This window comes from Suilimivivens aceti (assembly GCF_025567405.1).
Taxonomy (GTDB): Bacteria; Bacillota; Clostridia; order Lachnospirales; family Lachnospiraceae; genus Suilimivivens; species Suilimivivens aceti.
This window is the reverse complement of sequence record NZ_JAOQKJ010000007.1, coordinates 175377-202263: the sequence shown is the minus strand read 5'-3', so window position 1 is coordinate 202263 and position 26887 is coordinate 175377. Positions and strand designations below refer to the sequence as shown.

Sequence of the window (26887 nt, the reverse complement as noted above, 5' to 3'; positions counted from 1 at the left end):
TTTTAATAATGTCGGCGGCCTCATAACCATCGGCAATAATGCTCTTTTTATATAAGCTCCTTATCCAAAAGGAAATCAACCACATTGATATTCAAAATGCCGTTATCATCATACCAACGCTTTCCTATATCTTTCCTTACAACAATTTTAGGGAAAAAATCTCCTGTAAGCGTAAATGGTCTAAGTTCTACTTCTGCTTTTTCATCAGTAGGCATTGCATACGCCGACTGGATATAGGTTCGTTTTCCACCTGAATTTACGACAAAATCTATTTCCCTTGGAGTACGAATTGAATTGCCTTTTTCACTGAGTGTCCTTGCATAAACAACACCAACATCAACGGAAAACTGCCTGATATTCAACTCATTATATATGATGTTCTCCATTATATGAGTCATTTCCTGCTGACGAAAACCTATTCTTGCATTTCTAAGTCCAATATCTTCGCAGTAATATTTACTTGGCGAATCAAAATAGGATTTTCCTTTTACATCATATCGCTTACTTTCTGAAAAAAGGAACGCATCTTCCAAATGTCCGATATATACCCGAATTGTATTAGCAGACACACCGCCCCCTTGTTTCGACTTCAGAGTGTTTGCAATTTTGGTCGGATTTGTTAATAAGCCAACTGATGAGCAAAGCAAATCTAAAATCTGTTCCAGAATATCTTGCCTTTCAATTCTCTTACGTTCAACAATGTCTTTAATATACACTTCCGTGAAAAGTGATTTCAGATAATTCATCTTAGCCGTATCATTAGGTCTTGACAAAATAAACGGCATACCACCATAAAATGCGTATTCATCAAATGCTTCATTTTTATCCCCACCAACAGCAGAGTAATATTCCGCAAAACTAAGTGGGTGTACTCTTATTTCATCGCTTCGTCCTCTAAATTCAGTAAGAATGTCACTGGAAAGCATTTTTGAATTGCTTCCGGTTACATAAACATCTAAATTCGGTAAACCTCTCAAATCATTAAGAGCATCGTAAAAGGTAATTTTCTTACCGTCTGGATTATATGGATTAGCCACCTCATCAGACATTTGAATTTCATCAACGAAAAGATAATATTCTTCCTTGCTCTTTTCCACTTTCTCTCTTACATATGATGAAAGAATAAGCGGATTACGATATTTAATATCTTTCGCAAGGTCAAGTTCAACTGTAATAATCTGTTCTTCTTTTACACCGTTTTCAATCAAGTAATCTCGGTATATATTTTTAAGAAGATAGGATTTACCACAGCTTCTGATACCGGTAATTACTTTCACTAAGCCGTCAAAACGATATGAAATCAACTGCGCAAGGTAACTATCACGCTTAATTTCCATAAATCCCACTCCATTCCATTGAAAATTATAGCCTAAAAGGGCTAAAATATTCAGTGAAAATATTTTTATCTTTGTCCCAATAACTCAAAAAGGTGCTGCATACCTGCAAACACCTCTTTAGTCATACGATATATCAATACCATGATCTGCAAGTGCCTGGTGAAGATCCTCTTCGATTCGTTCTTTGAACTGTTCATAATCCATAGTTTTGCTTTCCTTTGATAGCCGTTTGAAATACTTGTAGAAATTATAATACGGAGCTTGGACGTATCAGCTCAAGTCTGAACCAGATTGCCAAGCGGATAAACAGCATCGGAAACATTTATAAGGAGCACAATCTTTCCGTCATCATTTCGGGTGCCCGGCGTGGCAGAAAATACAAAGAATGGCAGTCCGACCAGAACGGTTCTGCATGGAAAACGCAGATCAGAAAGGACATCAATTTCTGTATCAAGCCGGCTTCCACTTACGAAGAATTTCTGCTTCTGATGAGAGACAAAGGGTATGAAATCAAAGGGGAAACTTTTGAAGAAGGAGCTGCCAAATACATCTCATTCCGCCCTCTGGATAAAGAGCGTTTTGTGCGTGGCAGTGCAAGGTCTTTGGGTAAAGAATACACAAAGGAGCGTATCGGGGAACGCATTGAAAGGAAACGGGAGAGAAAGGCAGTGATTCCGAAAAAAGACTACTCTGCCCGCAGGCTCATTGACACCTCTGACGAGAAATTTCAGAACAGTCCGGAACTGCAAAGGTGGGCTGCCATCGAGAATTTAAAAATCGCCGCACAGAGCTATAATGAAGTCGGCTCCCTTGCAGAACTGGAATACAAAATTGCGGCGAAAACCGAAGCCGGAAAGTCTGCAAAACAGAGCGTGGTGGAACTGGAACACCGCATCAAAGACCTTGCGGAAATCATCAAATATACACAGCAGTACAAAGCCAACCGCTCCTACCATATCGGCTACAAAAAAGCCAAGAATCCTGACGCATATTTCCGCAGATACGAAAGCCAAATCATTCTTTATGGCGGTGCCAGACGTATGCTTGAACAGGCGGGCATAAACTTAAAGGGCTTGAATGTCGATAAGCTGAAAGCAGAGTATCAGGAGCTGATGAAGCAGAAAAGCGAGCTGACTTCCACCTATAAGGATTGTGAAAAGGAAGTGCGTGAGCTGAAACGGAAACAGGAAAATCTCAATCAGTATCTCGGACGGACACAGCCCGATCCGGCACAGGAACAACAAACGAAAAAAGATACTCCGAACCTGTAAATGGGTAAAAAAATAGAGATGTCGAAACACCCCTATTTTCCTAAACCTCTTGCAAAATCCGCAAGTCTGGTTTATAATCAGCTCAGAAACCGAAGGATTTTGGTGTGTCCAACGGTTGCACAATCGGAAACAAATAATCAGTTTAAAAATCAAACGGAAAGGCTATCCCCTATTGGCGTAGAGGATAGCCTTTCCGTTTATTTGCGGTTACGTTTATTGTCTATGTATGTCAAGGCTGCAAATACAACCAGTAAAAGTGTAAGCACTTCTAAAGTATCCATACCGACCTCCTTTCTGTTTCCAGAAAGGACAACCGCAAGACTATCCCTACTGCTCTAATCTGACTGAAAAACATTACAACATGTGGAGTCGAATTTTGCTAGTACCGACTCCCATTCATTCTGCCGCTTCCAAAGAAATTTCTGCAAATTCCTCATCGGTCATGCTCTGGAGCTTACCTAACACCTGCTCTCCAAGCTCCTCCATGTCGCTGTCCTTTATGTGTGGCATTACCTGTCTGATCTGCCCAATCATATCCGTCCTGTGTCTCAAACACACACATGAAATTGATTTCTTCTACTGTGAATTTACTCATCTTCTTACATCTCCCTCTGTGATTTTTTTTCGGTTTCCTTTTCCGGTGAAGTACGCTCCGTCTTATCTCTCTGCTCTATGACCGCCCTTTTCTCCGCCAGCTTCTCCTTTATAGAAATTCTGCCTTTGGTCTGCTCCTGTTCCTTTTTCTCCGCTCCGTTATTTAGAACATTATCAATCATGTTGTAATTCTGTTCGGTAAGTTCCTCCACCTTTGCAAGCGGCTTGTATTCTTCCAGTTTGTCAAGCAGCTCCTTTGCCCTTCTCGCAGTCTGAACCGCTTCGCTGTTATCAATCTCCACACCCTGCCCGAAAATGTCCGTAATTCTCTCTCTGACACCTTCAGAAACGACAGCATTGAGAAAGTCATTCAGATACCCGGTATTTCCGTTTCTGATGTCCTCAGTGATGTTGGCAACCTGTGCTTCCCTGTCCTCAACCGTATCCTGATACTGATAGGTGTCATAATCATAGGAAAACTGGTCTATCTCCGTAGCAAGGATAGCCGCCTGCCACTTCTCCAGTGAACCACGCACCTCAATGTCCGGTAACTTGTCAATCAGCTCCGCTATGACCTCGATTGCTTTCGGATGGTTCGTTCATGAGCCATTGCCACCAGTGACGGTATACTTTATTCAATTTTATCTGCTCCTTTCTGATTTTGGTAAAAAAATAGCGGCAAAACTATAATAGCCTTACCGCCTGTGATATTACTGTATTCGTGACTAATCTCTCAAATACCACGAAAATCCAGTTTCTTCATCCGTATATTTAGAGTCTGTTGCTGCCCACTCCTCTAACGACTTATCGCCAAACCATACCTATGAACCGCTATCTTCTGATGCAGTTTTTTCTCCTTCCCTATTAACGAATTTGTTATTTTAAGTGTTTCATATATATCCTGCACATTGGCATTCTGCCTTGTACCTGCTGGAACAAATTCCTGTACTACCTGTTTCTGTGGGTAAAATTGTCTGGTCTTTCTCTTGTTGTACTTATTCGTTTATACATTGTTCTGATAAAATTTTAGTCCCATTCCATTTACGCTCATTTGTTAAGCCCCCATATATTTTCAAAAATAGCTATACTTTGCCCTAAGAATTCTATGCGACTGATTTAACAATCCTACTACCTTCTTTTGTATATTTAATGCCATTAACGGTAAAATCTTTAGATGCATCAATACCAAAATAACTTAAAACTTTTTCAACATTTTCATTCCATCGAGCAATTCCTGATGAATCTGTTCCCACATGATTCATTTGACCACTTGCATTTCTAAGAAGTGTTGCTAAAGCCCCAGCCATGTCAGAAGCTTCCTGACTTTCTTTCTGATTATCCCAATTTGTTACTCCGGATACTTCGACACCTTTCTCTCGAACAGTCAATGTAAATCCACCCAAAACCTTTATACTCGCACCTAACGCAATATCAATAGAATTATTTTCTCTATTAATTTGTGTACGTCCTGCAAGTTTTATTGGTTGCTTGACTATAGAAGCTATATCATCCACAGGATCCAGCTGCGATGCGTATTTCAACGCCTTCTCTTTATCAATATACATATTGTTTTCGTCACCAACAAGAATATTTGTAATTTCCTCTAAATTATCAATGAACTTCTTATAAAAAGCTTTTTCCTGTTCAATATATTCTCTGGCATTCTCTTCACGCTCACTTATTGGCGTTAAGGGATTCTCCAAATCCTGCAAGATCTCCTTTGCTGCCTGCAGTGCAGATGCCACAGAATTGCCAAATACATTTTGATAATCCTCTACTCCATTTTCTCGATTTATCACCTGACGCACCAAAAGTTGAGAAATGTAATTCATCTTACCGCCTTCAAGATATCCTGTTTCTTTTGCTGCATTCATCCATGCATTCTTTACAATTTGTGGCGCAACTGGAGCTGCTTTATCAAATACTTCTGCATGCGCTGCAAATATGCTATCTGCATCCATGTCACTGCTCAAAAATTCTTCCCAGAAATCTTTAGAGCCGCTAAAAATCAAATTTGCATCTTTTTCAAATCTGCCGATAAAATCCTGTACTTTCTTCGCATCATTAGGATTTGTATATTTTATTTCCCAACTATCTATAATCTTACCATTTTGACATCTGGTACTGACAATTCCATTTTCTCCAAAGGCAGTAATCGTCCAAACCTTTTCTTTATTTTCATCCTCTTCTACAGAAGCACACTCTGTACCTGTATCTGTTTGTGAAACACCCACTGTTGTAGTGCCGGTCAACTGTACTTCCTCAAATCTACTCAAAGCCTTATTCTCCATTTCCTGAGCCTCTTTTGCTGTGCGAAGTACTGTCTGATCATCGGTTTTTAGATTCTTTGTCCAATTCTTTTCGTGTTTCGCACCATCTTCTGTCGGAATTCCCTCTTCTATCTGGCTTTCTGCATCAGTCTCAGATGTACCACTTAAACCATTTGCAGCTGCACTAAGTGCTGCCGCTGAAGCCGCAGTTGCTCTCATACCTGAATCAGCCTCTAAAGCTGCTTTCTGAGCGGCTTCATCTTGTATTTCTTTCAGCTGTCTTAGGCGTTCCTTAAATGCGTCGATATATTCATCTACACCTTCAAGCATTTTATCCCATTCTTCATCTGTCATTTCACGCCAGTCTTTTTCTTCTTTGAGTTCCTGTGCTGACAGCTGATTGTCATCACGAAATTTCTGAACTGCTTCACTAAATAAATCTCTGCTGCTTACCTTTGTGTTCCACTTTTCTAAATATGATAAAAGCTTTCCACATTCCACTGATTGCGAATATGTCTCTGTCATACCTGAAAATGTCTGTTTTGCATTGTCAATAATTGCAAACCAGTCCTGTTTTTTATCCCAGAAAGCCTGTTCATCATAAATGCCAGAGCAAACTCCATCATATTCTGACTGCGATGCATATGCCTTCATCTTCGAATAGGAAGCTATACCATGTTTTTCAATCATACCCACATCTTCCATATAAGACATCAGAGCAAACATTTCTAACTCTGTCGCATTATTTGGATCTACATCATTAACACGAACCTCATAATCACCCACTTTAATTATTGGTTCAGCTGGTGTGGAAGAATCAGCATATTTTGCTAACAATCCTGTATTCCCTGCTGTTGTAACACCAATTGTTTTTCCATTGTTAGACGATGTAGTCTCTTGTGTTGCAGAACCCATTGTTGTAAACTTTGAAGCTGAATCGTTTGAACTGTTCTTACGATAGCCAGCATGATAAAAATCGGTACTGTATCCTACTGCTCCTATACTCATTTTTACTCCTTTCCGCAGTTGCTCTGTCAGTCACAACCGCACCGCTCTCCAGAAAGGTCCGAGCGGAATAATAAAAGGCACTGTACCTCAAATTCAATCCTTTGAAATACAATGCCATCCTTGCACACATTATATCGGCATATTTATCAAAATGCTTTATATATAACAAATTATAACCCAAATCTATCTTATTTTTTTGACATTTTAACAAACCAATACTCATTATCTCCTTTGTTGTCGATCATCGGTTCACATAATTTAATATAAGCACCAGAATTATCATATGTACAGGATAAAATGTATAACAAAGATACTGGAACGGTTTGCTGTGATGTCCTTGTCTTCCACGATATAACCAGATTGGCAGCAATGCAAAAAGAGCTAATCCCTGCTGGCATATTTCAAATTGTATTCCACCTAATTGTACCGGATACATCAGACCGCCTAACATTTCCACATTAATCCAATAAAGCGCAGTGATTTGTCCCAACAGACACCACCATTTTCTTCCACGGAACAAATAGAACACAAAGACTGTCAAAATGCCTGCGCCATAGTAATCTACCATGCTTAATGTTCCAAGTAAGGCTCCCACGACAACAACAAGAACAACCGTGATTACATATAAAAAGACGTTCTGTTTTTTGTGCACGGTTTCCATCAAATGAATTCCTAGAAGTGCCAGCAAAAATGTCCATATGACATTCTGATGAAATGGATAAAACCACGTACCACCATACATCAGGTCAAATGGAATCTCAGAGATTAGGGCAAACGCCAGCAAACGAAGCATATACTTTTTAAAACTATGTGTGTGAAAATATCCTTCTACCGTCATAAACGCAAAGATAGGAAATGCTACACGACCTGCACAAGTCAGCCACTCCTGTGCCGGAAGTAAGGTTGCCCAAAGGTGATCCATTAGCATAAGTGTCATCGCCAGAATATGTAACGTAGCCACACTAAGATCAAACTTCTTGTTAGTTACTGCATTTTGTTTGTTCATTGACGTTTTCTCCTTTGTTGTTATAAAAAAACGGAAACCTTGCTGAACAAGATTTCCGCTATGTATGAGAGCGACAGACGGGACTCGAACCAGCGACTTCCTCCTTGGCAAGGAGGTGCTCTACCAACTGAGCCACTGTCGCATTTATTATGTTGTGTCCTCTCCGTGACGACAAAAATTATTATATATATCCCAACATTGTAACGTTTTGACTGAGACACCCAATAATTCAGCAAAATCTTTTGGTTTGTAATTAGTGATATTAGATGTGTTCATAACAATGCCTTCCATGAGTGTATTTTAACACATTTAATCACTATTAACAATGATTTTGATTACTTAAAGTTTTGTCATTGCCAAGTTTTCGGGTACTTCCATCTTGATGAGATTACGTACCTTCGTCCTCGGTTTCTTCCACTGTTTCCATATACACATACGTATTCTGTGATAGAGCCATCCATTGATGTCATCTATGTTGCTCTTCATACTTGCAATTCTGTAGTAGTTAAGCCATCCTCTTGCATACACCTTGATTTTCTCTAGGCTTGGTTTGATTGACTGACATCGCTTACGGGAAGATAACTCCTTCAGTCTCGTCTTGAACTTCTTATCTAATCTGAACGGACTCTTCCGACAGGCCTGATATCACAGGCAAGAACATAGTGTTTTATTTCACTGCTTTTCCTAATTTTACACCCCAAAACTCATCCTACACTGTAGTTAATCCCTCTAGGTGACAGACCAGAAAATGTGAATCGGTGACAAGCATCCATCCCCGCTGACAAAATCAGTATTTTCAACCTAAAATCCTTATAAATTCTTTTAATCACAAATATACCCCCTTTCATTAGACTATTATTTTGCTAATGAAAGAGGTTACTTCATTTTTAATAATCAATATAGGACTCTAATTTTTTCAAATCTTTATAGTCATTACTTCGCCAAAGGTCCCGGAATAGTAGATACTCCTCTGTGATTTCCATAAAAATCCACATTAAAGATAATATCCGATTCGTCTCTTTCCTCAAAACGCTGTTCCGGCTCAAAAGCTTTACCCAAAATGTCACTTGTTATAATACCATTAGAATAATCTCCGAGTATTTCGTAGATATTTGTTTCCAGCTCATAGAATCCATCTTTTTCCACAAGCTCTACTGTAACTTCCGTATCGGCATCTACAAACTTATCTGTTTCTTTTTTCCATGCTTTAGCACCCATAAGGTATGCATTACCATTTGCCCAGATTGGCAGATGATCAAAATGCGGCACCGCCAGCTTATCCATATCCGGTTTCTCTACATCCATATCAAATCTAGCAATCCATTCATCATATGTCGGGTATTCATCCCACACATGATTGCCTACAACCTGATAATACGGAGATTCCTTTGATTCATTATTATCAACCGGATAATACTGTACAAATATATTGTTATAGAATCTATTATCACCATGAAGAATGGTCATCATCCCAGCAACTTCTGTCCTATGTCTGATGTGATATGGTGTGTAACGACGCTGACTTCTTCCATCCACTTCCCAATCTGTTCCGGCTCCAACCACTGTGGTGGAACCAAGAATAAGATTATGTACAACCGCCACACCTTCTGTTGCAAGACGGAGACCATATCTGGACAACAAAATATTATTATCAATCAAAGTCGGTCCATGACCTACTTCGATAAAGATATCCTGGCTTTCCATACCGCCTTCTAACTTAATAGAACCTTCCGGAACATCATTATCATGTAACAGATTTTGTGTAATTCGAGCTCCCTGCGCTTCCCAGTCAAGCCAAATACCCATGGTGTTATGATGAATATGATTTCTTCTGATCAACACATCAATTGCCGCATGAAGTTTAATCCCTGAGATTTCCGCACCCCCCAGCTCCATCATATTGTTAATATGATGAATATGATTATCTTCGATAGTTGAGAAAACACAGCCCATTCTTCCTACAATTCCGGTCTGCTGACAATCATGAATATTGCATCTTCTTACAGTATGAGAGCCAATCTCTTCCTTCAGCCAACCATGATACTGTCCGCGGCACACAGCATCTCTCTCCATCTGTGTAGGACTTTTTATATGCTTTCTTGTAAAATAATGGTCATTCTCATCATCGTAATATTTTCCAAGAGAAATACCGCAACATTTACTGTTTGTAATTTCACAGTCTTCGATTATCCAGCCATATGACCAGTGTGGGCTTATCATACCATCCTGGAACGCTGCCGGAGGTGCCCATGTAGTAGCTGCCTTTTCTACAAAGAAGCCACTTAAGGTAATGAAATTAACATGCTCTTTCTTTGGCATAAAACATTCTCTTCGCACATTAATCTCTACCTTTTCTTTTCGCGGATCTTTTCCTCTAAAATTAGCGTATATAACGGTTTCATCACCTTCCACATAGGCATACCATTTATAAACGCTCCACTCTTGTTCCCACGACGGCTTATATACTTCCGCTTTTTCACAAGCTTCTATAGAATCCACTTCGTACATTGCCTTGTCATTCAGATAAACACAGCCTGTATGTTTTTCATCCTTGGCAAAATACCAGTCCCCATAAACCGGTGTTGTATATGGGTTATAATCATTAAACACGCCATTATTGATTCTGGTCACCCACACATTACCTTTATAAAGTTTCCAAGCGTCAACTTCTTCCGCACCGGAAATAATTGCTTTTAAGGGTTCCACCGACCTATAAACAATAGGCGCTTCTTTTGTTCCACTGTTTACGGGATTTACATACTCTCTGTAAATACCCGGTTTTACTAAGACTTCATCTCCTGCAACCGCAATCTTTGCCGCTTCATTAATTCTTTTAAAAGGCCTAAATTCGGAACCGTCTCCATCACACCTTGCAGATGCATCTACGTAAATTTTCATCTTCTACCCCCATAGTATTCTGATTATCCCTTGCAATAGCACTAATTAATCGCATCAGATTATCATATTTTACATTTTGTATATTTCAAAATCTATCCACATCTTCCAATAAACAAAAGCAAAATGTGCCAAAGTACTTTTAATCTGTTCATAATCTTATGACCAACCTTTCCAAACCATCGGTTCATATCCCACTGTGGCCTGCTTACCATTTCTGACAATCGGCGTCTTAATTACCTGCTGATTTGCAAGAAGTTTTTCTTCGCGTTCATCCTCTGAAATATATTTTACCAGTGCCAGCGCATCTTTGTCTTTACACTCTTCATTAATCATCGCACCTATACCACCAACTGCCTGACATACGCTACGGAACTCACCTTTACTGATTTCCTTTTCATTCACGTCTATAAGTTGTTGGGTTCTTTACATAGATTAAATATCAATTTATAAATCAAACTCGTCTTCTATCTTTTCCTGTTCGTCTATAATATTCATCCTTATCTGCATACATCAACTTATCAGCCATTGCCTTAATTTCTTCAAAATTAAGTTCTATATGTTCTGAACAAACAACTACTCCCTTAGACACACTAATTTCAGAAATAAGATTTCCCTGGAAGTTTTCAGTTAAATAATCAAATGTCTTAACTGCATCCTGTGCTTCTTCTCTCGTTCCTCTCAGTAATGCAACAAACTCATCGCCACCTACACGATACGTCCTTCCAAGACCTGAGAATGCTTTATCCATACACTTCGAAGCGCCAATAATTAACTCATCCCCTGCTTCATGACCAATATTATCATTAGCTTCTTTTAAACCGTTCAAATCCATCATAATAAGAACGTATTCTATTAAGTTATTATTTTTCTTGATTATTTCACAGTCAACTTCAAACCCTCGTCTATTATATAAGCCTGTAAGCTCGTCCTTTATAGATGCTTCATATCTTCTGTTGTATGCATCCTTTGCCTTCTTCTCTCTCATACTAATAATAACAAATGAAGTTGCCATTATTAATACGCTTGCAATAAAGATTAAAACAATTGGAAGTATAATTTTATTTACATCCAATTTAACAGGATTATTATCTCTTATTACTATATACCAATCAAATTCTTCGAGATACTTGGTCATATAACAGCCATTCTCCGATAACTGATAATAAAAATCATCATCTGATATATTGCCAAAATATGAATTATCCAAGTAGCCTGTTTCTATAGAACTTACATCCGTATCAACCTGTATAAGTCCATCATGATTAACTAAATATACTTTGATATTGTATTCTTCCTCGAACCTGGCAAGTATGTCTACAAGGTCATTCATATCAGCTCCGACACCACATGCTCCCAAAATGTCTCCATTCGTGTCAATAATACCGTAATTAATAAACACCGAAAGACTACAGTTATTATCTTCATCAGTATCAACATTAACTGTATATCTTTTCCCTGAATCCAAGTAATCCTTATACCATATATCATGGCTGTCATTTTCAACATCAAGATACTTACTTATTCCATTATATGTATAATATGCTCTTGTTTTATCCGAAACAACAAATATCATTTTATAATCAAATTCATTACCAATGGATACCAGACGATTAGTTATATCGTCTTTGACACTCTCCGCCTCTTCTCTGGTTTTCCCCTCTATGTAGGTTCTAATATCAATATCACTGCTAATCGTCTGAGAAACAGTAATTGGCTTAATAAATTCATTCTCAATCTTTGCTGAAACCATCTGCGCAATTGTTCTGCTCTGTATTTCAGAGTTTTCCTTAGTTACCTGCTGAATCTCATTCACACATGCTATGATGGAAACACTCATGCTAAGTAGTATTATGATAAACATAATAACAGCATCAAATCTGCTGTCATTAATCATATTCGTATATTCATCCCCATTATGAGACCATTCATACATATATGCAGCAAACATTACGAATAAACCTATTCCCAGTCCTAAATTGGTTATAGAAAATCCATAAATAAAGGACTGTACAACTGTTGCAATTATTGGAATAAACGAAAACAGCATCATTGAAATGAAGCTTCGTTTTTTCAAATACTTTCTATACTTAATCGCCATACCTACTCCTATAAATATGACGACAAGTGATATTAGTGTATATACATACCAGAAATTATTCCTGTGATAATAATTTGCCTCATCGAAATAATACATCCATGGATAAAACAAATTAACCACAACAATGAAAATATTAATGCACGAAAAGATATTGGCAATTTTAACACTATTGCCACTTACTTCAGCACCTTTTTCAACCAAAACAGAACTAACATACCTAACATCGGGGATATAGAAAATAACATAATTATCAACAGGCACAACTCGTGTATTTCGACTCTTCCAGGGCTCTCTTTCATATTGCCGGAACTTCTCCGGATACTCTCCCTAGGAAAGGATTTTTTCTTCGATCCGGTCAAACTGTCCGGCTGCATTCTCAGGCGAAAGAAGATCAAATGCTATATACTCAAAGATACCGCGAAGATAGTTCTCAGCCTGCTCCGTAAAGGTAACATCATATTTCATACATTATAATCCCTTCGGATATCCGCAAAAACCTGAGCTGCAGATTTGATACGCCCTGCCTGCATATCCGCATATCCTTTCTCAAGTTCCATGTCCAAAGTCTCTGCGTTCATTCTCGAAATATCAACAGGTCTCGCAGTTGGAATCTTTACCTCAAACGGAAGCCCCCTATTTAGAATGATCTGCTTATAAAACATATTGATAGCATTAGATGCCGGGATCCCCAAAGTAGCCAGAATTCCCTCAGCCTGTTCTTTAACATCAGGCTCTATTCTTGCATAAAGATTTGCTGATTTAGCTGCCATATCATCACGCCCCTTTCTTTTACCCATATTATAAGTCAATGTATGGACAAAGGCAATACATTTTTCAAATCAGTGCCCTGATCTGCTTCAAAAGAATCTCTCTTACAGACTGATCCTTCACATCTTGCAACAAACCAAGCGCTTCGTCCGCAAATCCATCATTATTATCTGCAAAACCCAGCAGATAATTCGGCGTAGTCTGAAGTACTTTGGCTATCTCTGCCAGACCGCTGGCTCTCATCCCCTTCTTATCATTCTCGTAGTAGGAGATTATAGACTTCTCTACATATAATGCTTCTGCCAGTTCCTCCTGGGTCATTCCAAGTCTGATCCTCTGTGCTCTGATCCTCTGTCCTAATGTTTCTTCCTTAATAAATATGTTCATCTTCTCCTTCTTTCCGGGCGAACCGGAAAAAAGAGATGTACTGTTGTGTCCGTTACAATAAACAAAACGCACGAAAAGACTCCGTTTTACCGGTTATCTTTTCATGCGTCCGCGGTGAGTCATGCCCCCATATCATGAAGCCCTCATTTAGTTGTCATTATGCGTGTCATGCACGCTTGATTTCGTCCTTATTACTAAAGCTTATAAGTAGCACTTTCCGAGAGCATCCGTTCTCTCGACAATCTGCCCCTCTGTAAAATTCTTGAGGGTCAATACTCTGGTACATTTGTGGGTATGGCATTTTATCATGATGCCGTTCATAGCCGGAGCCGTCCTGTCTCCGGTCAGTGCATAGGAGATCCGCATGGACTTCCTGCACTTCTTGCAATAAAAATCAATCGCCTGCAATTGGCTCTTCACCTCCGATTCATTGTTTTGATCTGAAGTCTGAAAAGGAAAGGGAAAGTCACCTTTACAGATTACTGCGAAACGTTGATTAGTCGATCCGCAAAGCGAGCTGACTATAATACCCCGAGGTCCGGGCAGCTCACTAAAAGCCTCTTTATTCAGTTTTTCTTCCGGCGCAGAAAGAAGATAGTTCATATCCTCCTACGCGTGTAAACAATCATAGGCATGTTCATTACTTCCATCCCAAACAAGCAGCGAACCAAGTTCCGACCGCCGAAGGTTAGCGTGGTCCGCAAGCCCCTTCCCCAAAAGTTACTTGTGTATGGGGTATCATTCTGCCGGCCGGCCAGTACGTGTACCCCTTACGAGTATCTAGCATAAAACAAGTCTAATTTGATTTCAGTAGAAACATGTTTCTATTTTCTGATTATATTAGATTTTTCTATTGATTTTATTCGCCCTATGAAGTATATTAGATTCACAGACGTGTGGGCTGTATCCCGCACTTAGAAAGAGGTCACTTATGGACAATATCGGAAACATATTTGCAGCATATCGGAAAAACTTGAAATACTCGCAACAGGATATCTGCGATAAGCTTACCGGAATGGGAATCCCTACCAAACCTGCAGCATACAGCACCTGGGAGACCGGTAACAGCATTCCGAACGCAGTACAGTTTCTTGCGATGTGCAAGATCCTCGGGATCACGGATATCTTCAATCAGTTTATAGGAGGATATAATCCGGACGATCCAATGGCTGAGCTAAATGAGGAAGGCAGGACGATGGCTCTTAATTACATTGACCTGCTGAAGGGCTCCGAAAAATATCAGGCAGCTCCTGTCCGTATCCTGCAACCTGTCAGGGTACTCAATCTGTATGATATGCCTGTATCCGCAGGAACCGGTCAGTTTCTTGACAACGACAGCTATGAAGAAGTTGAAGTCGGACCTGAAGTTCCAGAGACAGCTGATTTTGGAGTGCGCATCAGCGGAGACAGCATGATGCCGAGATACCTGGATAAACAGATCGTGTGGATCCAGAAGACAGATGAACTGAATGATGGAGAGATCGGGATCTTTTTCTACAACGGAAACGCCTACTGTAAGAAGCTTCTATGCAATAAAAAAGGAACGTACCTCATTTCACTGAATGACAAGTACGATCCTATTGAGATTGCCGAAGGAGAAACATTTAAAACTTTTGGCCGGGTTGTGAGTTAGAGTCCGGATTATTGTACATGTTGATTGCTACAATATAATCACTCCCCGTATCAGGTCAACCAAAAAGGAGGGATTATATGGCAGTCAAAAATGATCTTAAGAAGCTGCGCAAGGAACAGCGCTTAAAGCAGGCTGATCTTGCAATAGCTGTCGGTATGTGTGAAAAAAGCATCAGCAACATCGAGCTCGAAAAGAATCCGGCAAGCCTTGAAACAGCTCTTCGACTTGCAGCATATTTTAAAGTCTCTGTGGAAGATATCTTCCATCTGGAGGAAGAACATACCACGAGGAAGTGTGATGATAATACGCCATGAAACAGTTGTCTTTATTCCCGGAAGAAAATACCGATCCAAGATCACCGGAATCAATTGGCTGGAATCTGTGGCACGGATGCACGAAGGCCAGTACAGGGTGCCTGCACTGCTATATGTATCGAAGGGATGAATCCATCGGAAAGGATCCTTCCATCGTACAAAAGACAGAGAACTTCGATCTTCCGGTTAAGATCTTAAGATCCGGCAAATATAAAGGCAGATATAAAGTTCCCTTCGGCTCACACATCTGGACATGCTTTTCATCCGATTTCTTTCATGCCGATGCAGATGAATGGAGAGAAGACGCCTGGGATATGATGCATGAACGCTCCGACTGTTCCTTCTTCATGATCACCAAGAGACCGGAACGGATCGTAGACCATCTTCCAAATAGCTGGGGTAAAGGCTGGGAGCATGTTACAATAGCCGTTACCTGTGAGAACCAGGCGATGGCTGATAAAAGGCTCCCGATATATTTATCTCTCCCTCTCTTCCACCACTCCGTGATGATCGAACCGATGCTGACCGCCGTGGATCTGCAGCCATATATCGATGGATACCGCTCATCTGATGGAACCCCTGTCATCAAGCACGTATCCGTCGGCGGTGAATCCGGGCCCGGAGCCAGGATCTGTGATTATTCCTGGGTAGAGGCCATTCATGCACAGTGCATCAAAAACGGGATAAGCTTCAACTACCATCAGACCGGAGCAAAGTTAATAAAAGACGGAAAACTATACGACATACCCAGAAAACTGCAGCACACTCAGGCACATAAAGCAGGGCTTGATACATAGCCCAAAGAAAGGAGGCCCGTCATGAGTACAACAGCATATCAGATCATCGCCGTAGACTTTGACGGAACCCTCTGCTACAGCAACTGGCCTGAGCTCGGCGAACCAAACAGACCACTGATCGAATACCTGATCGATCAGAAAAAATCCGGCAACAAGCTCATCCTCTGGACATGCCGCGCCGGTGAAGCCCTGGAAAAAGCAGTCTCCTGGTGCCGTGAGCATCAGTTGGAATTTGATGCCATAAATGACAATCTCCCGGAGATTATCGAAATGTACGGCAACAATTCCCGGAAGATCACCTGCGATTATTATATTGATGATAAGGCTGTACTACCAGAGATGCTTTAAACTATTTACTATATCAACAACTGATAATTATTTAGGGATCTACGTTTCAATTGGCAAAAGCATAAACAATGTTTTCTAATAGCAATTGCATTCTTTTCCATTCTTCCAACTTGAACTCTGTTTTCCCAGCCTCAATTGATCTTTTCAAATCAATAAGCCGACTTTTTACAGTATCTTTTTCAGAGATTACGCCTTGATACAAATACTTACTAGGCCTATTGTCCTGTTTGATTTGCTTTCTCGCCTCCCATTCAATCGGGAGGTATTCGCCATCATCACTAATAACGGAATCGGGCAAATATAATTCAATTGAGCAAGCTTTATGATTAATGTCATCCTCTAGTATCTTACCGTTTGGCGCAAGTGTTGGATATTTTTTGAATTCATCAATTGGAGGATAACACATTATTCTAAAGTTATCTGGCCAGACTTTTACTTTGTTCATTAATTCTAAACTACTGCTATATCCCGCAGCATCATTATCGAATAAAGCTATGAATTTATTCTTGATTCTAGAATAATAAAATGTTTCCATGCACTTAGAGATCTCCGAAACACCGCTATTGCTTCTTTCACTTTTGATCCTCCATTCGATGTTCTTAACGAATGATATGCCAAGCATCCATCGTCTATTTCATGGCACTGACCACAATGCAAACAATTTATTATCTCTAATCCGTTTTTAAACGAAATACAACCAAAGCGGCAATTGGTTTCGCGAACACGACATTCTAAGCAATATGCAGCTTTATGAAATACCTGTTTGAATTTTTTTATTTCTGTTGGTATCTGTTTTGCCAGCTTTGCATCAAACGATACTCTGTAACCATTATCCAATTCTTCAAAATAATAGTTAAACGGAATATCACCTAATGTTTTGATCCATTGCCTCCAATCCGTCTTAGGTTTCGTAACTGTAATTACACATTTCCCATCAATAATCTCATCCTTATAATGTTGTTCATGGTTTCCATCAGCATACGAACCATAGCATTATCCAGCTTTGATAAATCCATAAGCGTAGTTGGAAGCTCCAGTATCTTTACACGGATGTCATTATCCCTGTAACGCTGCAATTCTTTTAATGTCTCATGGTTATTTCTACCAAGTCTGTCTACGTCAGTAATAATTAACTCGTCACCCGCTCTTAATACATCCTCTTTCAATACCTGATATCTTGGACGATTAAAATTTTTTCCTGTCTGCTGGTCAGTGAATATCTTTTCCAGCTCCAGATTGTTCTGCTCACAGTATGCTGTAATCTCCTTAATACCTCTGTCTAAATGCTGTTCTCTTGTACTTGTTCTGTGATAACCATATCTCTTCATGATTAACGCTCCTTTCCTTAGTCTTGAAATGTGTACTTTTTGAAACTACAAAAAAAGGACTGCTAAACAGTCCCGAAATGTATGGACATCCTTTTACGGAACGTCCCAGTATTTATGTATGCTTTTTGAAACCATCTCCTTAAAAATGGATATAAAAAAAGAAGGTGTATTTCAACCTTCCATTAAATCAATAATATTATTTTATATAACCCCGAGTAATCGGGATGGGATTGAGCTACAAAGAAACTGTTCCAACAAGAAACCACAAAATGCAATTACTGTAATGTACTTATTCATCATAGACATCCCTCCTCGAATACTAGCCAACGTTAATTGTCCCCATTCTGCGATTGGCATTTCACGAGTTTCCCCGTTCCAGGGCAGGACATAATTATAATACTACAATTTCAAATATGATTCAATAAAATTCATATATGATGCTACTGTATAAAAAAATCTTTTATCTTTTCTTCCTACCAAAGCATTCAGTGCCCTTCCTGTACCTTCTCCATATTTTTCCAATAAAATCAACATCATCCACATATTTATTTTCGTTGGACTAACATGAAGGACATGATATTTGTATATTTTATTAATCTGCCCCAATCTAAACAGAGCAACTTCGCAATTACTATCAAACTGTACATTTTTAGGATATGTATTTAAAATACGAACTTTTTCTTTATCAACTCCCTTAGCAACCTCAGTATTAGTCATAATGAAATAAACATTATGAAATTTTGCACCTGTAAAATCTGCACCTTTCAAATTACAATTCATAAAAATAACATTCTCAAAACTCGCACCTATAAAAGTTGAATTTTTTAAATTACAATTACAAAAGTCAATTCCCTTAAATAAAGCATTTTTATAATTACAATTCGTAATATTTGATGACTGAAACTTGATATTATGAAATTTTGCATCTTTATATATCAGTTTGTGTATGTTTGTTTGATAGCAATACTTATTACTAAATCCTGAATATTTCTTACTTGAATTTTGTAAATCAAATCTAACTAACTTTCCCCTTTTTGCCTTTTCTATTCTTTTTTGCTTTTGCTTATATTTTCGTCGTTGCTTGCCTCTTCCCATATCAGACACCTCCACACATAACACTTTGAAATACAACTCATATATACAATAAAACCCCATCAGACAGATTTCTCTATCCAATGGGGCTTCTATGTCATATCGTCTGATTCCACATCATTATATTGTTTTCTTACATCAAACTCTGCATCGTTTGGCGTAAAATTGGCGTATTTTTGTAATTTTACGAATTTCCACCAATAAGGTACATCTCGTTTTTAGTACAGCTTTGCACCTGCTGGAATGTGGTTATCGACCATAAGAAGATGAAGTTCTTCATCCTCTGAATCCTTAAGATTGTTTACTGCTGAAAGTAACATACCACAAGATTCAATTCCCATCATCTTTCTAGGTGGAAGATTTGTGATGGCAATAAGTGTCTTTCCAACAAGCTCTTCTGGCTCATAATAAGCGTGGATTCCGCTTAAAATAGTGCGGTCTGTGCCTGTTCCGTCATCTAAAGTAAACTGTAATAATTTCTTTGACTTAGGAACTGCTACACACTCTTTTACCTTAACAGCTCTGAAATCTGACTTGCTGAATGTATCGAAGTCTACTTCTTCCTCAAATAAAGGTTCAATCTTTACATTAGAGAAATCAATCTTTTCCGGCTCAGCTTTTACCTCTTCTGAAGGCTTAGAACTTACGCCATTTTCAGCCTTTACGCCACCGATGCTCTTCATTGTCGGGAACAACAATACATCGCGGATCGCCTGACTGTCTGTAAGCAGCATTACCAGCCGGTCAATACCATAGCCAATACCACCTGTCGGAGGCATACCGATGCTCAGTGCATTCAGGAAGTCCTCATCGGTATGGTTTGCTTCCTCATCACCGGCTTCAAATGCAGCATCCTGAGCAGCGAAACGCTCTCTCTGGTCGATAGGATCGTTCAGCTCGGAATACGCATTACACATTTCCCATGTATTAATAAATAACTCGAAACGTTCTACCTTATTCGGGTCATCCGGTCTCTTCTTGGTCAGAGGAGAAATAGCAAGCGGATGGTCAGTCACAAAGGTAGGCTGGATCAGATTCTTTTCACAGTATTCTTCGAAGAACAGGTTTACGATATCGCCCTTGGTATGACGATCCTCAAATTCAATGTGGTGCTCTCTGGCAAGTGCCTTGGCCTCTTCGTCTGTTGCTACCGCATCAAAGTCAACACCTGCATATTTCTTAATGCAGTCTGTCATGGTGATACGTTCAAACGGCTTGCCGAAATCCAGCTCAATACCATTATATTCAAACTTTGTTGTCCCAAGGACTGCCTCAGCCAGATAACGGAACATGGACTCGGTAAGCTCCATCATTCCTTCGTAATCTGTATATGCCTGATACAATTCCATTAATGTAAATTCCGGATTGTGTCTGGTATCAACACCCTCGTTACGGAAAACACGGCCGATTTCATATACTCTCTCAAGACCGCCAACGATCAGTCTCTTCAGATATAATTCCAGTGAGATACGAAGTTTTACATCCTCATCCAGTGCATTGTAATGGGTATCAAACGGTCTTGCAGCCGCACCACCGGCATTGGATACCAGCATCGGAGTTTCCACTTCCATGAAGTTTCTGCCATCCAGAAATTTACGGATCTCCTTGATGATCCTGGAGCGCTTGATGAATACCTCCTTACTGTCGGCATTCATGATCAGATCCACATATCTCTGACGATAACGGGTGTCGGTATCAGTCAGACCGTGGAACTTCTCCGGCAGGATCTGCAGGCTCTTGCTGAGCATGGTCATTTCCACAGCATGAATGGAGATCTCGCCGGTCTTCGTACGGAAAACATATCCCTTAATACCATAAATATCACCAATGTCAGATTTCTTGAAATCTGCATAGGATTCTTCGCCGATGGCATCCTTTGCCACATAAACCTGGATTGTTCCCTTCAGATCCTGGATATTGCAGAAAGAGGCCTTACCCATAACACGCTTGAACATCATACGTCCCGCAATGGATACCATGATGGGCTCTGCATCCATGATGGCTCTTCTCTCATTATAATCTGCATTCAGGACTTCCCTGGCCTGTGCTTCATCCATGCCCTCTACGCTGGGAGTCACATGGCCTGCCAGAAGCTTTTCCTCATGCGCTGTATATAATTCCTTCGCTTCATCAGTATGATGCGTCTGGTCAAATTTGGTGATCTTAAACGGATCCTTGCCTGCCTCCTGCAAAGCTGCAAGCTTCTCTCTACGAACCTTCAGAAGCTGATTTACGTCCTGCTCCTGCTGTGGTTGATTATTCTGCTGTGTAGCCACAATAACTTCCTCCTTAGTTGGAACGCTGGATCTCAAGTACCTTGTACTTCAGGATACCTGCCTGCGTTTCTACCTCTACAATATCTCCGGTCTTTCTGCCAAGCAGTGCCTTGCCGACAGGAGACTCATTGGAGATCTTACCCTTTAAGCTGTTTGCCTCTGTGGAACCAACGATCTTGTAATCCAGCTCCTCATTATATTCCATATCCAGAATCTTAACACGGCAGCCGATGCTGATCTTGTCGAGGTCAACCTCATCTTCAACAACGACTTCTGCGTTCTTTAAGATTTTTTCCAGTTCTTCGATTCTTGCTTCAATATCTCTCTGCTCATCCTTTGCAGCATCATATTCAGCATTTTCAGAAAGGTCACCCTGCTCTCTTGCTTCCTTGATCTTCTGCGCTACTTCTTTTCTCTTAATGACCTTCAGATCATGGAGCTCGTCTTCATATTTGCGAAGTCCTTCATAAGTAAGTATGTTCTTCTTCTCTTCCATTCCTATTCGCCCTTCCATCCATACAGAAAGCCTGCCCCCGGCAGCTCATCCTGCATACTTTGTTATAAAAATAAAGACAAAACGTCTTAATCAACTTTCGTATTATAACCACTTTTCACCGTAGTGTCAAGAAAATTCAGCATTTGCGCATCATTTGAAAGCTTCAGATAAAAGCTCCCCGCCTCCGGTTCCTCCGCCTGTCCTGAGAGGATCCCATACTCCCCATAAAAGTAATCTGCCAGTTCATCCACCATCCCAGTTCCCATCCCCGGAATGATTGCTTCTTCTGCCACGGACCGGCGCTTAATAAAGGTGATCCGGTTAATGCGTTTCAGATAGGGCTGCAGCAGAAAGAGTACCTTTTCTCTCATCAGAAACCCGTATTCCCCCGGCAGCTCCAGACTGAAATAGGGAGCTGTCCTTCCCTTCAGCTTCTGAAAAAGCCACGCGGCATACAGTTCGTCAGACACACTCTGCTCTCTGTTAAAAATCCTGCACAGATTGTCCGAAAAAAGGATTTCCACACTTTCATCCGTCAGCTCCAAGGCCCGTTCCATCGCTTCCAGCAGCTGTTGCTCCCGTTTCTTTCTTTTCCTTTTCTTTTTGAATTCTTCTTCCAGACCGTCTGGAAGAGTGCTGAAAAAAATATGGATCTCACCACCCGGATAAGGCAGTGTCCTGTCACAGTGATAAACAGGAAGGCTTTTCCGCTCTGAAATCGTTTCTTTGCCTGTTGTTACATAATAAACTGTTCTGCTTTCCTTTTCCATAAGAAAGCATATGTGCCTGTCTGGTTCTTTATGCATTTCCCTGGCAGGAATCTTTTCATCTGTCCCTGTCAAAAACCCGGATTACCTCTTCCTGCAGCTCCTGATAGTCCTCAATCTCATTAACCCTTCTGCGCAGCATGGAAGAATCCGGGTAGCCTGCCGTATACCAGGCGATATGCTTCCGCATCTCCCTGACTGCCGTATACTCTCCCTTCACAGAAAGTGCCAGCTCCATATGTCTCAGGATCATATCGCAGACCTCTTTTCCAGATGGTCTGTCAGGCATTTCTCCTGTTTTCAGGTATTCTTCGATCTCTCCAAAGATCCACGGGTTTCCTCTGGCACCACGGCCGATCATGATACCGTCACATCCGGTTTCTTCTACAAGCCTTTTTGCGGAAGGTCCATCCACTACATCCCCGTTTCCGATCACAGGGATAGACACTGCCTCCTTCACCTGACGGATGATATCCCAGTCTGCACTGCCGGAATAATACTGCTCCCTTGTCCTGCCATGAACCGCAATTGCCGCCACACCGCAGTCCTCTGCAATCCTCGCCATCTCCACAGCATTCACATGTGCTTCATCAAAGCCCTTTCTGATCTTCACCGTTACCGGCTTCTGCACTGCCTTTACCAGGGAAGAAAGGATCTCTGCTGCCAGAACCGGATTTTTCATCAGTGCTGACCCTTCCCCGTTGTTCACGACCTTTGGAACCGGACAGCCCATGTTGAAATCCAGAATGGCAAATGGTCTGTCTTCGATCCTCCTCGCCATCTCACTGATGATCTTCGGATCAGATCCAAAAAGCTGTAGGGATGCCGGTCTTTCCTTTTCGTGGATCTTCAGAAGATCCTCTGTATTTTTATTATGATAATAAATGGCCTTGGCACTGACCATTTCCATGCAGACAAGTCCTGCTCCCTTTTCCCGGCACAGTAAACGAAAAGGCAGGTCTGTCACACCTGCCATCGGAGCGAGTATCAAAGGATTTTCGAGAGTTACCTGTCCGATCTTCAGCCCGCTGAGTTCCATCTTATGATTTCCTTCCTGTATTTTTTTCGTAAATGATACGAAGTCCTTCCAGTGTCAGATTTCTGTCATAGATCTGGATCATGTCAGTTGCATCCGCAATGATCCTTCCAAGGCCACCGGTTGCCACAACCTTCAGATTTTCATAGCCTGTTTCCTTCATCACCTGTCTGATGATATATTCTGTCTGGCCGATCTGTCCATAAACAAGACCAGCCTGCATACTGGTGATCGTTTCCTTTGCCAGAATGGAATCCGGCTTTTTGATCTCGATCTCCGGAAGCTTAGCAGTATCCTCCCACAGTGCCTTGGCTGAGATCCTGATGCCGGGTGCTGTAATACCAACCCCGAAGCATCCATCCTCTGTTACAAGATCGTATGTGGTTGCCGTACCAAAATCAAGAACCAGCACCGGTCCCCCATACAGCTCATAGGCTGCTACCACATCCACGATACGGTCAGGTCCGATCTCTCTTGGATTATCAGAGGTGATCCTGATTCCTGTCTTCACACCAGGTCCCACAATGACAGGTGTTGTCCCGATATATCTGACAAGTGCACCTGTCAGGGAATGCATCACGCCCGGCACCACGCTGGCAATGATCGTTCCTTCGATATCCTTCTTTTCAATATGATTCAGACGGAGCAGCTCCCGAAGGCTGATGCCATACTCATCTGAGGTTCTTGGCTGTTTGCTCATCATCCTGAATGTTGTCACAAGCTCTTTCTTATCATACACACCAAAGGTGATATTAGTATTCCCTACATCAACTACTAACAGCATTTTTTATTCCTCCGTAAACAGCTCTCCCATATCCTCATGCAGGATAAACACCCGGTAATACAGGCTTAAGGATTCAAAAAGCTCTGTCCTCTTCCTCCGGATCTCACCCACCAGAAGTCCGCTGGCGATCTCATCATACAGAAAATCCTCATCGCTGTACTCTGTCCGCATGGATACGCTTCCATCCTCCTCAAATTCTATGGTAAAAATGCCGCCCACCTCTTCCGTGAACAGTACGCAGATAATGTGCAGCTCATTCTTGATGGATTCCGGAATCCCGTTAAATTTTTCATTGAAATAATATTTCTTATCGTATGCATTGGCGCCACAGAGCACCATTCTTCCTTCTTCAGACATAGCCATAAATCCCTCTGACTGATACTTCTCCTGCGTAGACATTTTCCACGCTGCCATCTTCCTTCTCTACGATCAGCTCTCCCTTTTCATTGATACCATGGGCAATGCCCTCATACTCTCCTCTAGGATCCAGCACCCTGACTGTCACTTCCTTATTCACAAGAAGGGTATTGTAGGCCCCTATCAGTCCCGTCATATCATCTGTCCTGCAGAAAATTTCATAATTTTCATCAAAATGCTCCATGGACTTCTGCACCAGAAGCGCCCGGTTCACCTTCTGTCCCTTTTCCAGATACAGGGAACTTGCTGTAGCACTGATCTCCTCCGGGAAAGAGGTCTGATTCACATTGATTCCCACACCGCTGACCATATACTGGACATAATCTGCTTCCATCGTCAGCTCTGTCAGAATCCCCACGACCTTCTTTTTATTCACTACAATATCATTGGGCCACTTGATCCTGACAGGCAGCTTTGAAACCTCTTCGATCGCCTGTGCAACGCTCAGTGCCATCACAAGCGTTACCATAGATACACAGTCAGCTGAATAGGAGGGTCTGAGCAGCAGCGTCATGAAAATATTGGCACCTGCCGGAGATTCCCAGCTTCTGCCTCTTCTTCCCCTGCCGGCCACCTGCTTGTCAGCCACGATCAGAAGTCCCTCAGGTGCACCCTCCTCAGCCCGCCTTTTCGCCTCCAGATTAGTGGAATCAATAACGTCAAAATAAAGCAGTTCCTTTCCCGCCATTCTGGTTTTGACCCTGCTTTGTAATTCTGCAAGAGACAACACATCAGGGGTACCGTTTAAGCGATACCCCTTATTCTGTCCTGCTTCTATTTCATATCCCTCTTCCTTAAGCTGGTTCATGATCTTCCATACTGCAGTTCTGGAAATACCAAGTGTCTCACAGATCTGCTGTCCGGAAACATAATCCCCGCTGTTGCGAAGAAGCTGTAATACCTCTGTTTTTCTTGAGGATGTCATCTGTTTTCCCTGTCCTTACAGTGTTGCTGCCATAACAGCCTTGATCGTATGCATGCGGTTCTCCGCCTCATCAAATACCACTGACTGTCCTGACTCAAATACTTCGTCTGTTACTTCCATTTCGGTAATGCCGAACTTCTCTCCCATTTCCTTACCGATCTTCGTCTTCAGATCATGGAATGCCGGGAGACAGTGCATGAAGATTGCCTGGCTTCCTGCATTCTCCATCACCCCTTTATTAACCTGATAAGGAGTAAGCTCCCTGATCCTCTCTGTCCAGACAGCATCAGGCTCACCCATGGATACCCATACATCCGTATAAATAACATCAGCGCCCTTTGTGCCTGCTTCCACATCCTCTGTCAGGGTAATGGAACCGCTGCTCTCCTTTGCCAGTGCTTCACAGGTCTTTACAAGCTCTGCATCCGGAAAATATTTCTTCGTGGTACATGCAGTGAAATGCATGCCAAGCTTTGCGCAGACAACCATCAGGGAATTTCCCATATTGTAACGGGCATCTCCCATATAGGTCAGCTTCACGCCTTTGATCCTGCCAAGCTTCTCACAGATGGTCAGCACATCTGCAAGCATCTGGGTCGGATGAAATTCATTGGTCAGACCGTTCCATACAGGAACCCCTGCATACTTTGCCAGCTCCTCTACAATATCCTGTCCGTAGCCACGGTACTCGATACCATCATACATTCTGCCAAGGACTCTTGCTGTATCTGCAATGCTCTCCTTTTTCCCGATCTGGGAGCCTGACGGATCCAGATATGTGGTCCCCATTCCAAGATCATGGGCTGCCACTTCAAAGGAGCATCTGGTTCTGGTACTGGTCTTCTCAAAGATCAGTGCTACGTTCTTGCCACGGTGCATATCCTGTGTCAGCACACCATCCTTCTTTTTCTTCTTCAGATCTGCTGCCAGATCGATGAGATACAGGATCTCTTCCTGTGTAAAATCAAGCAGCTTCAAAAAATTTCTTCCCTTTAAATCTACGTTTGCCATACTGCTGTCCTCTGTTCTTTCGTTCT

At 41.3% G+C, this 26887-nt stretch carries 26 protein-coding genes, 1 tRNA gene and 4 pseudogenes; 5 read left to right on the top strand and 26 right to left on the bottom strand.

The features are described 5' to 3' along the window. Positions 1-47: 47 nt before the first annotated feature. Positions 48-1337 (bottom strand): ATP-binding protein, encoded by a 1290-nt coding sequence (locus tag OCV77_RS10155; protein ID WP_262574969.1) that lies wholly within the window; start codon positions 1335-1337, stop codon positions 48-50. Positions 1338-1825: 488 nt separating this feature from the next. On the opposite strand from OCV77_RS10155, the gene OCV77_RS10150 reads away from it, so the two are divergent. After that, positions 1826-2608: a hypothetical protein gene (locus OCV77_RS10150; RefSeq protein ID WP_416910486.1), complete on the top strand. Its 783-nt coding sequence runs from the start codon at positions 1826-1828 to the stop codon at positions 2606-2608. Positions 2609-3004: 396 nt separating this feature from the next. Here the strand turns inward: OCV77_RS10150 and OCV77_RS10145 are convergent. The 14 genes and pseudogenes from OCV77_RS10145 to OCV77_RS10085 form a co-directional block, all read right to left on the bottom strand. Continuing rightward, positions 3005-3203 (bottom strand): annotated as a pseudogene (locus OCV77_RS10145) (transposon-transfer assisting family protein). Positions 3204-3207: 4 nt separating this feature from the next. Next, positions 3208-3738, bottom strand: a complete 531-nt coding sequence (locus OCV77_RS10140; RefSeq protein ID WP_262574968.1) for a DUF4316 domain-containing protein — start codon at positions 3736-3738, stop codon at positions 3208-3210. 567 nt (positions 3739-4305) lie between these two features. After that, positions 4306-6480: a hypothetical protein gene (locus OCV77_RS10135; RefSeq protein ID WP_262574967.1), complete on the bottom strand. Its 2175-nt coding sequence runs from the start codon at positions 6478-6480 to the stop codon at positions 4306-4308. Positions 6481-6721: 241 nt separating this feature from the next. Next, positions 6722-7486 carry a conjugal transfer protein TraX gene (locus OCV77_RS10130; protein WP_262574966.1) on the bottom strand — a complete coding sequence of 255 codons (765 nt, stop codon included), beginning with the start codon at positions 7484-7486 and terminating at the stop codon, positions 6722-6724. Between the two features lie 69 nt (positions 7487-7555). After that, positions 7556-7628, bottom strand: a tRNA-Gly gene (locus OCV77_RS10125). Between the two features lie 47 nt (positions 7629-7675). Next, positions 7676-7762 (bottom strand): annotated as a pseudogene (locus tag OCV77_RS16815) (MerR family transcriptional regulator); the annotation flags it as partial. A gap of 72 nt (positions 7763-7834) precedes the next feature. Next, positions 7835-8095: pseudogene (locus tag OCV77_RS16675) on the bottom strand (group II intron maturase-specific domain-containing protein); the annotation flags it as partial. A 324-nt stretch (positions 8096-8419) separates the two neighbouring features. Continuing rightward, positions 8420-10384, bottom strand: a complete 1965-nt coding sequence (locus OCV77_RS10115; protein WP_262574964.1) for a right-handed parallel beta-helix repeat-containing protein — start codon at positions 10382-10384, stop codon at positions 8420-8422. Between the two features lie 156 nt (positions 10385-10540). Beyond that, positions 10541-10798, bottom strand: a pseudogene (locus tag OCV77_RS10110) (arsenate reductase family protein); the annotation flags it as partial. A gap of 37 nt (positions 10799-10835) precedes the next feature. Then, the gene (locus OCV77_RS10105) at positions 10836-12482 is read right to left on the bottom strand and encodes a sensor domain-containing diguanylate cyclase (RefSeq protein WP_262574962.1); all 1647 of its coding nucleotides are present in this window, start codon (positions 12480-12482) and stop codon (positions 10836-10838) included. Positions 12483-12809: 327 nt separating this feature from the next. Further along, the gene (locus OCV77_RS10100) at positions 12810-12947 is read right to left on the bottom strand and encodes a hypothetical protein (protein ID WP_262574960.1); all 138 of its coding nucleotides are present in this window, start codon (positions 12945-12947) and stop codon (positions 12810-12812) included. After that, complete coding sequence (locus OCV77_RS10095; protein ID WP_262574959.1) at positions 12944-13252, bottom strand: type II toxin-antitoxin system RelB/DinJ family antitoxin; 309 nt, start codon at positions 13250-13252, stop codon at positions 12944-12946. Before OCV77_RS10095 ends, OCV77_RS10100 begins: the two co-directional genes overlap by 4 nt. A gap of 64 nt (positions 13253-13316) precedes the next feature. After that, complete coding sequence (locus OCV77_RS10090) at positions 13317-13637, bottom strand: helix-turn-helix domain-containing protein (protein ID WP_262574958.1); 321 nt, start codon at positions 13635-13637, stop codon at positions 13317-13319. Between the two features lie 201 nt (positions 13638-13838). After that, on the bottom strand, positions 13839-14045 hold the full coding sequence (locus tag OCV77_RS10085) for a hypothetical protein (protein ID WP_262574956.1): 207 nt from the start codon (positions 14043-14045) through the stop codon (positions 13839-13841). A gap of 523 nt (positions 14046-14568) precedes the next feature. On the opposite strand from OCV77_RS10085, the gene OCV77_RS10080 reads away from it, so the two are divergent. The 4 genes from OCV77_RS10080 to OCV77_RS10065 all read left to right on the top strand — a co-directional run bounded on the left by OCV77_RS10080 (position 14569) and on the right by OCV77_RS10065 (position 16729). Further along, a complete protein-coding gene (locus OCV77_RS10080; RefSeq protein ID WP_262574955.1) occupies positions 14569-15270 on the top strand; it encodes an XRE family transcriptional regulator in 702 nt (233 codons plus the stop codon). Positions 15271-15347: 77 nt separating this feature from the next. Beyond that, the gene (locus OCV77_RS10075; RefSeq protein ID WP_262574954.1) at positions 15348-15584 is read left to right on the top strand and encodes a helix-turn-helix transcriptional regulator; all 237 of its coding nucleotides are present in this window, start codon (positions 15348-15350) and stop codon (positions 15582-15584) included. Beyond that, positions 15581-16381, top strand: a complete 801-nt coding sequence (locus OCV77_RS10070) for a phage Gp37/Gp68 family protein (RefSeq protein WP_262574953.1) — start codon at positions 15581-15583, stop codon at positions 16379-16381. Before OCV77_RS10075 ends, OCV77_RS10070 begins: the two co-directional genes overlap by 4 nt. A 21-nt stretch (positions 16382-16402) precedes the next feature. Continuing rightward, positions 16403-16729, top strand: coding sequence for a hypothetical protein (locus OCV77_RS10065; protein ID WP_262574952.1), 327 nt, complete (start codon positions 16403-16405; stop codon positions 16727-16729). A gap of 46 nt (positions 16730-16775) precedes the next feature. Here the strand turns inward: OCV77_RS10065 and OCV77_RS10060 are convergent, their stop codons facing one another. The 11 genes from OCV77_RS10060 to argF all read right to left on the bottom strand — a co-directional run bounded on the left by OCV77_RS10060 (position 16776) and on the right by argF (position 26861). Beyond that, positions 16776-17264, bottom strand: a complete 489-nt coding sequence (locus OCV77_RS10060; protein WP_262574951.1) for a hypothetical protein — start codon at positions 17262-17264, stop codon at positions 16776-16778. 385 nt (positions 17265-17649) lie between these two features. Beyond that, positions 17650-18057 (bottom strand): recombinase family protein, encoded by a 408-nt coding sequence (locus OCV77_RS10055; RefSeq protein ID WP_262574950.1) that lies wholly within the window; start codon positions 18055-18057, stop codon positions 17650-17652. Positions 18058-18456: 399 nt separating this feature from the next. Then, positions 18457-19152, bottom strand: a complete 696-nt coding sequence (locus OCV77_RS10050; RefSeq protein ID WP_262574949.1) for a pentapeptide repeat-containing protein — start codon at positions 19150-19152, stop codon at positions 18457-18459. Positions 19153-19367: 215 nt separating this feature from the next. After that, a complete protein-coding gene (gene lysS / locus OCV77_RS10045; protein ID WP_331488834.1) occupies positions 19368-21425 on the bottom strand; it encodes a lysine--tRNA ligase in 2058 nt (685 codons plus the stop codon). A 13-nt stretch (positions 21426-21438) separates the two neighbouring features. Then, the gene (gene greA, locus OCV77_RS10040; RefSeq protein WP_262574948.1) at positions 21439-21921 is read right to left on the bottom strand and encodes a transcription elongation factor GreA; all 483 of its coding nucleotides are present in this window, start codon (positions 21919-21921) and stop codon (positions 21439-21441) included. A gap of 86 nt (positions 21922-22007) precedes the next feature. Then, a complete protein-coding gene (locus OCV77_RS10035) occupies positions 22008-22763 on the bottom strand; it encodes a hypothetical protein (protein ID WP_262574946.1) in 756 nt (251 codons plus the stop codon). Continuing rightward, entirely contained in the window at positions 22747-23727 is a 981-nt protein-coding gene (gene dusB / locus OCV77_RS10030; RefSeq protein ID WP_262574945.1) for a tRNA dihydrouridine synthase DusB, read from the bottom strand. Before dusB ends, OCV77_RS10035 begins: the two co-directional genes overlap by 17 nt. A 1-nt stretch (position 23728) precedes the next feature. Beyond that, entirely contained in the window at positions 23729-24508 is a 780-nt protein-coding gene (locus OCV77_RS10025; protein ID WP_262574944.1) for a type III pantothenate kinase, read from the bottom strand. Between the two features lie 3 nt (positions 24509-24511). Then, positions 24512-24871 (bottom strand): DUF6145 family protein, encoded by a 360-nt coding sequence (locus OCV77_RS10020; protein ID WP_331488833.1) that lies wholly within the window; start codon positions 24869-24871, stop codon positions 24512-24514. Next, positions 24858-25850: a biotin--[acetyl-CoA-carboxylase] ligase gene (locus OCV77_RS10015; protein WP_262574943.1), complete on the bottom strand. Its 993-nt coding sequence runs from the start codon at positions 25848-25850 to the stop codon at positions 24858-24860. The genes OCV77_RS10020 and OCV77_RS10015 overlap by 14 nt, the downstream gene beginning before the upstream one ends. Before the next feature lie 15 nt (positions 25851-25865). Then, positions 25866-26861, bottom strand: a complete 996-nt coding sequence (gene argF / locus OCV77_RS10010) for an ornithine carbamoyltransferase (protein WP_262574942.1) — start codon at positions 26859-26861, stop codon at positions 25866-25868. Positions 26862-26887: the final 26 nt, after the last annotated feature.

Excerpts from the sequence above, each read along its gene's own strand:
- OCV77_RS10060 (WP_262574951.1), bottom strand. The coding sequence starts at position 17,264 with ATGGAAACATTTTATTATTCTAGAATCAAGAATAAATTCATAGCTTTA.
- OCV77_RS10150 (WP_416910486.1), top strand. The coding sequence starts at position 1,826 with ATGAGAGACAAAGGGTATGAAATCAAAGGGGAAACTTTTGAAGAAGGA.
- OCV77_RS10135 (WP_262574967.1), bottom strand. The coding sequence starts at position 6,480 with ATGAGTATAGGAGCAGTAGGATACAGTACCGATTTTTATCATGCTGGC.
- OCV77_RS10075 (WP_262574954.1), top strand. The coding sequence starts at position 15,348 with ATGGCAGTCAAAAATGATCTTAAGAAGCTGCGCAAGGAACAGCGCTTA.
- OCV77_RS10100 (WP_262574960.1), bottom strand. The coding sequence starts at position 12,947 with ATGAAATATGATGTTACCTTTACGGAGCAGGCTGAGAACTATCTTCGC.
- dusB (WP_262574945.1), bottom strand. The coding sequence starts at position 23,727 with ATGGAACTCAGCGGGCTGAAGATCGGACAGGTAACTCTCGAAAATCCT.
- OCV77_RS10015 (WP_262574943.1), bottom strand. The coding sequence starts at position 25,850 with ATGACATCCTCAAGAAAAACAGAGGTATTACAGCTTCTTCGCAACAGC.
- greA (WP_262574948.1), bottom strand. The coding sequence starts at position 21,921 with ATGGAAGAGAAGAAGAACATACTTACTTATGAAGGACTTCGCAAATAT.
- OCV77_RS10155 (WP_262574969.1), bottom strand. The coding sequence starts at position 1,337 with ATGGAAATTAAGCGTGATAGTTACCTTGCGCAGTTGATTTCATATCGT.
- OCV77_RS10020 (WP_331488833.1), bottom strand. The coding sequence starts at position 24,871 with ATGGCTATGTCTGAAGAAGGAAGAATGGTGCTCTGTGGCGCCAATGCA.
- OCV77_RS10130 (WP_262574966.1), bottom strand. The coding sequence starts at position 7,486 with ATGAACAAACAAAATGCAGTAACTAACAAGAAGTTTGATCTTAGTGTG.
- OCV77_RS10115 (WP_262574964.1), bottom strand. The coding sequence starts at position 10,384 with ATGAAAATTTACGTAGATGCATCTGCAAGGTGTGATGGAGACGGTTCC.
- OCV77_RS10070 (WP_262574953.1), top strand. The coding sequence starts at position 15,581 with ATGAAACAGTTGTCTTTATTCCCGGAAGAAAATACCGATCCAAGATCA.
- OCV77_RS10090 (WP_262574958.1), bottom strand. The coding sequence starts at position 13,637 with ATGAACATATTTATTAAGGAAGAAACATTAGGACAGAGGATCAGAGCA.
- OCV77_RS10080 (WP_262574955.1), top strand. The coding sequence starts at position 14,569 with ATGGACAATATCGGAAACATATTTGCAGCATATCGGAAAAACTTGAAA.
- OCV77_RS10095 (WP_262574959.1), bottom strand. The coding sequence starts at position 13,252 with ATGGCAGCTAAATCAGCAAATCTTTATGCAAGAATAGAGCCTGATGTT.
- OCV77_RS10050 (WP_262574949.1), bottom strand. The coding sequence starts at position 19,152 with ATGGGAAGAGGCAAGCAACGACGAAAATATAAGCAAAAGCAAAAAAGA.
- argF (WP_262574942.1), bottom strand. The coding sequence starts at position 26,861 with ATGGCAAACGTAGATTTAAAGGGAAGAAATTTTTTGAAGCTGCTTGAT.
- OCV77_RS10025 (WP_262574944.1), bottom strand. The coding sequence starts at position 24,508 with ATGCTGTTAGTAGTTGATGTAGGGAATACTAATATCACCTTTGGTGTG.
- OCV77_RS10065 (WP_262574952.1), top strand. The coding sequence starts at position 16,403 with ATGAGTACAACAGCATATCAGATCATCGCCGTAGACTTTGACGGAACC.
- OCV77_RS10055 (WP_262574950.1), bottom strand. The coding sequence starts at position 18,057 with ATGAAGAGATATGGTTATCACAGAACAAGTACAAGAGAACAGCATTTA.
- OCV77_RS10105 (WP_262574962.1), bottom strand. The coding sequence starts at position 12,482 with ATGGCGATTAAGTATAGAAAGTATTTGAAAAAACGAAGCTTCATTTCA.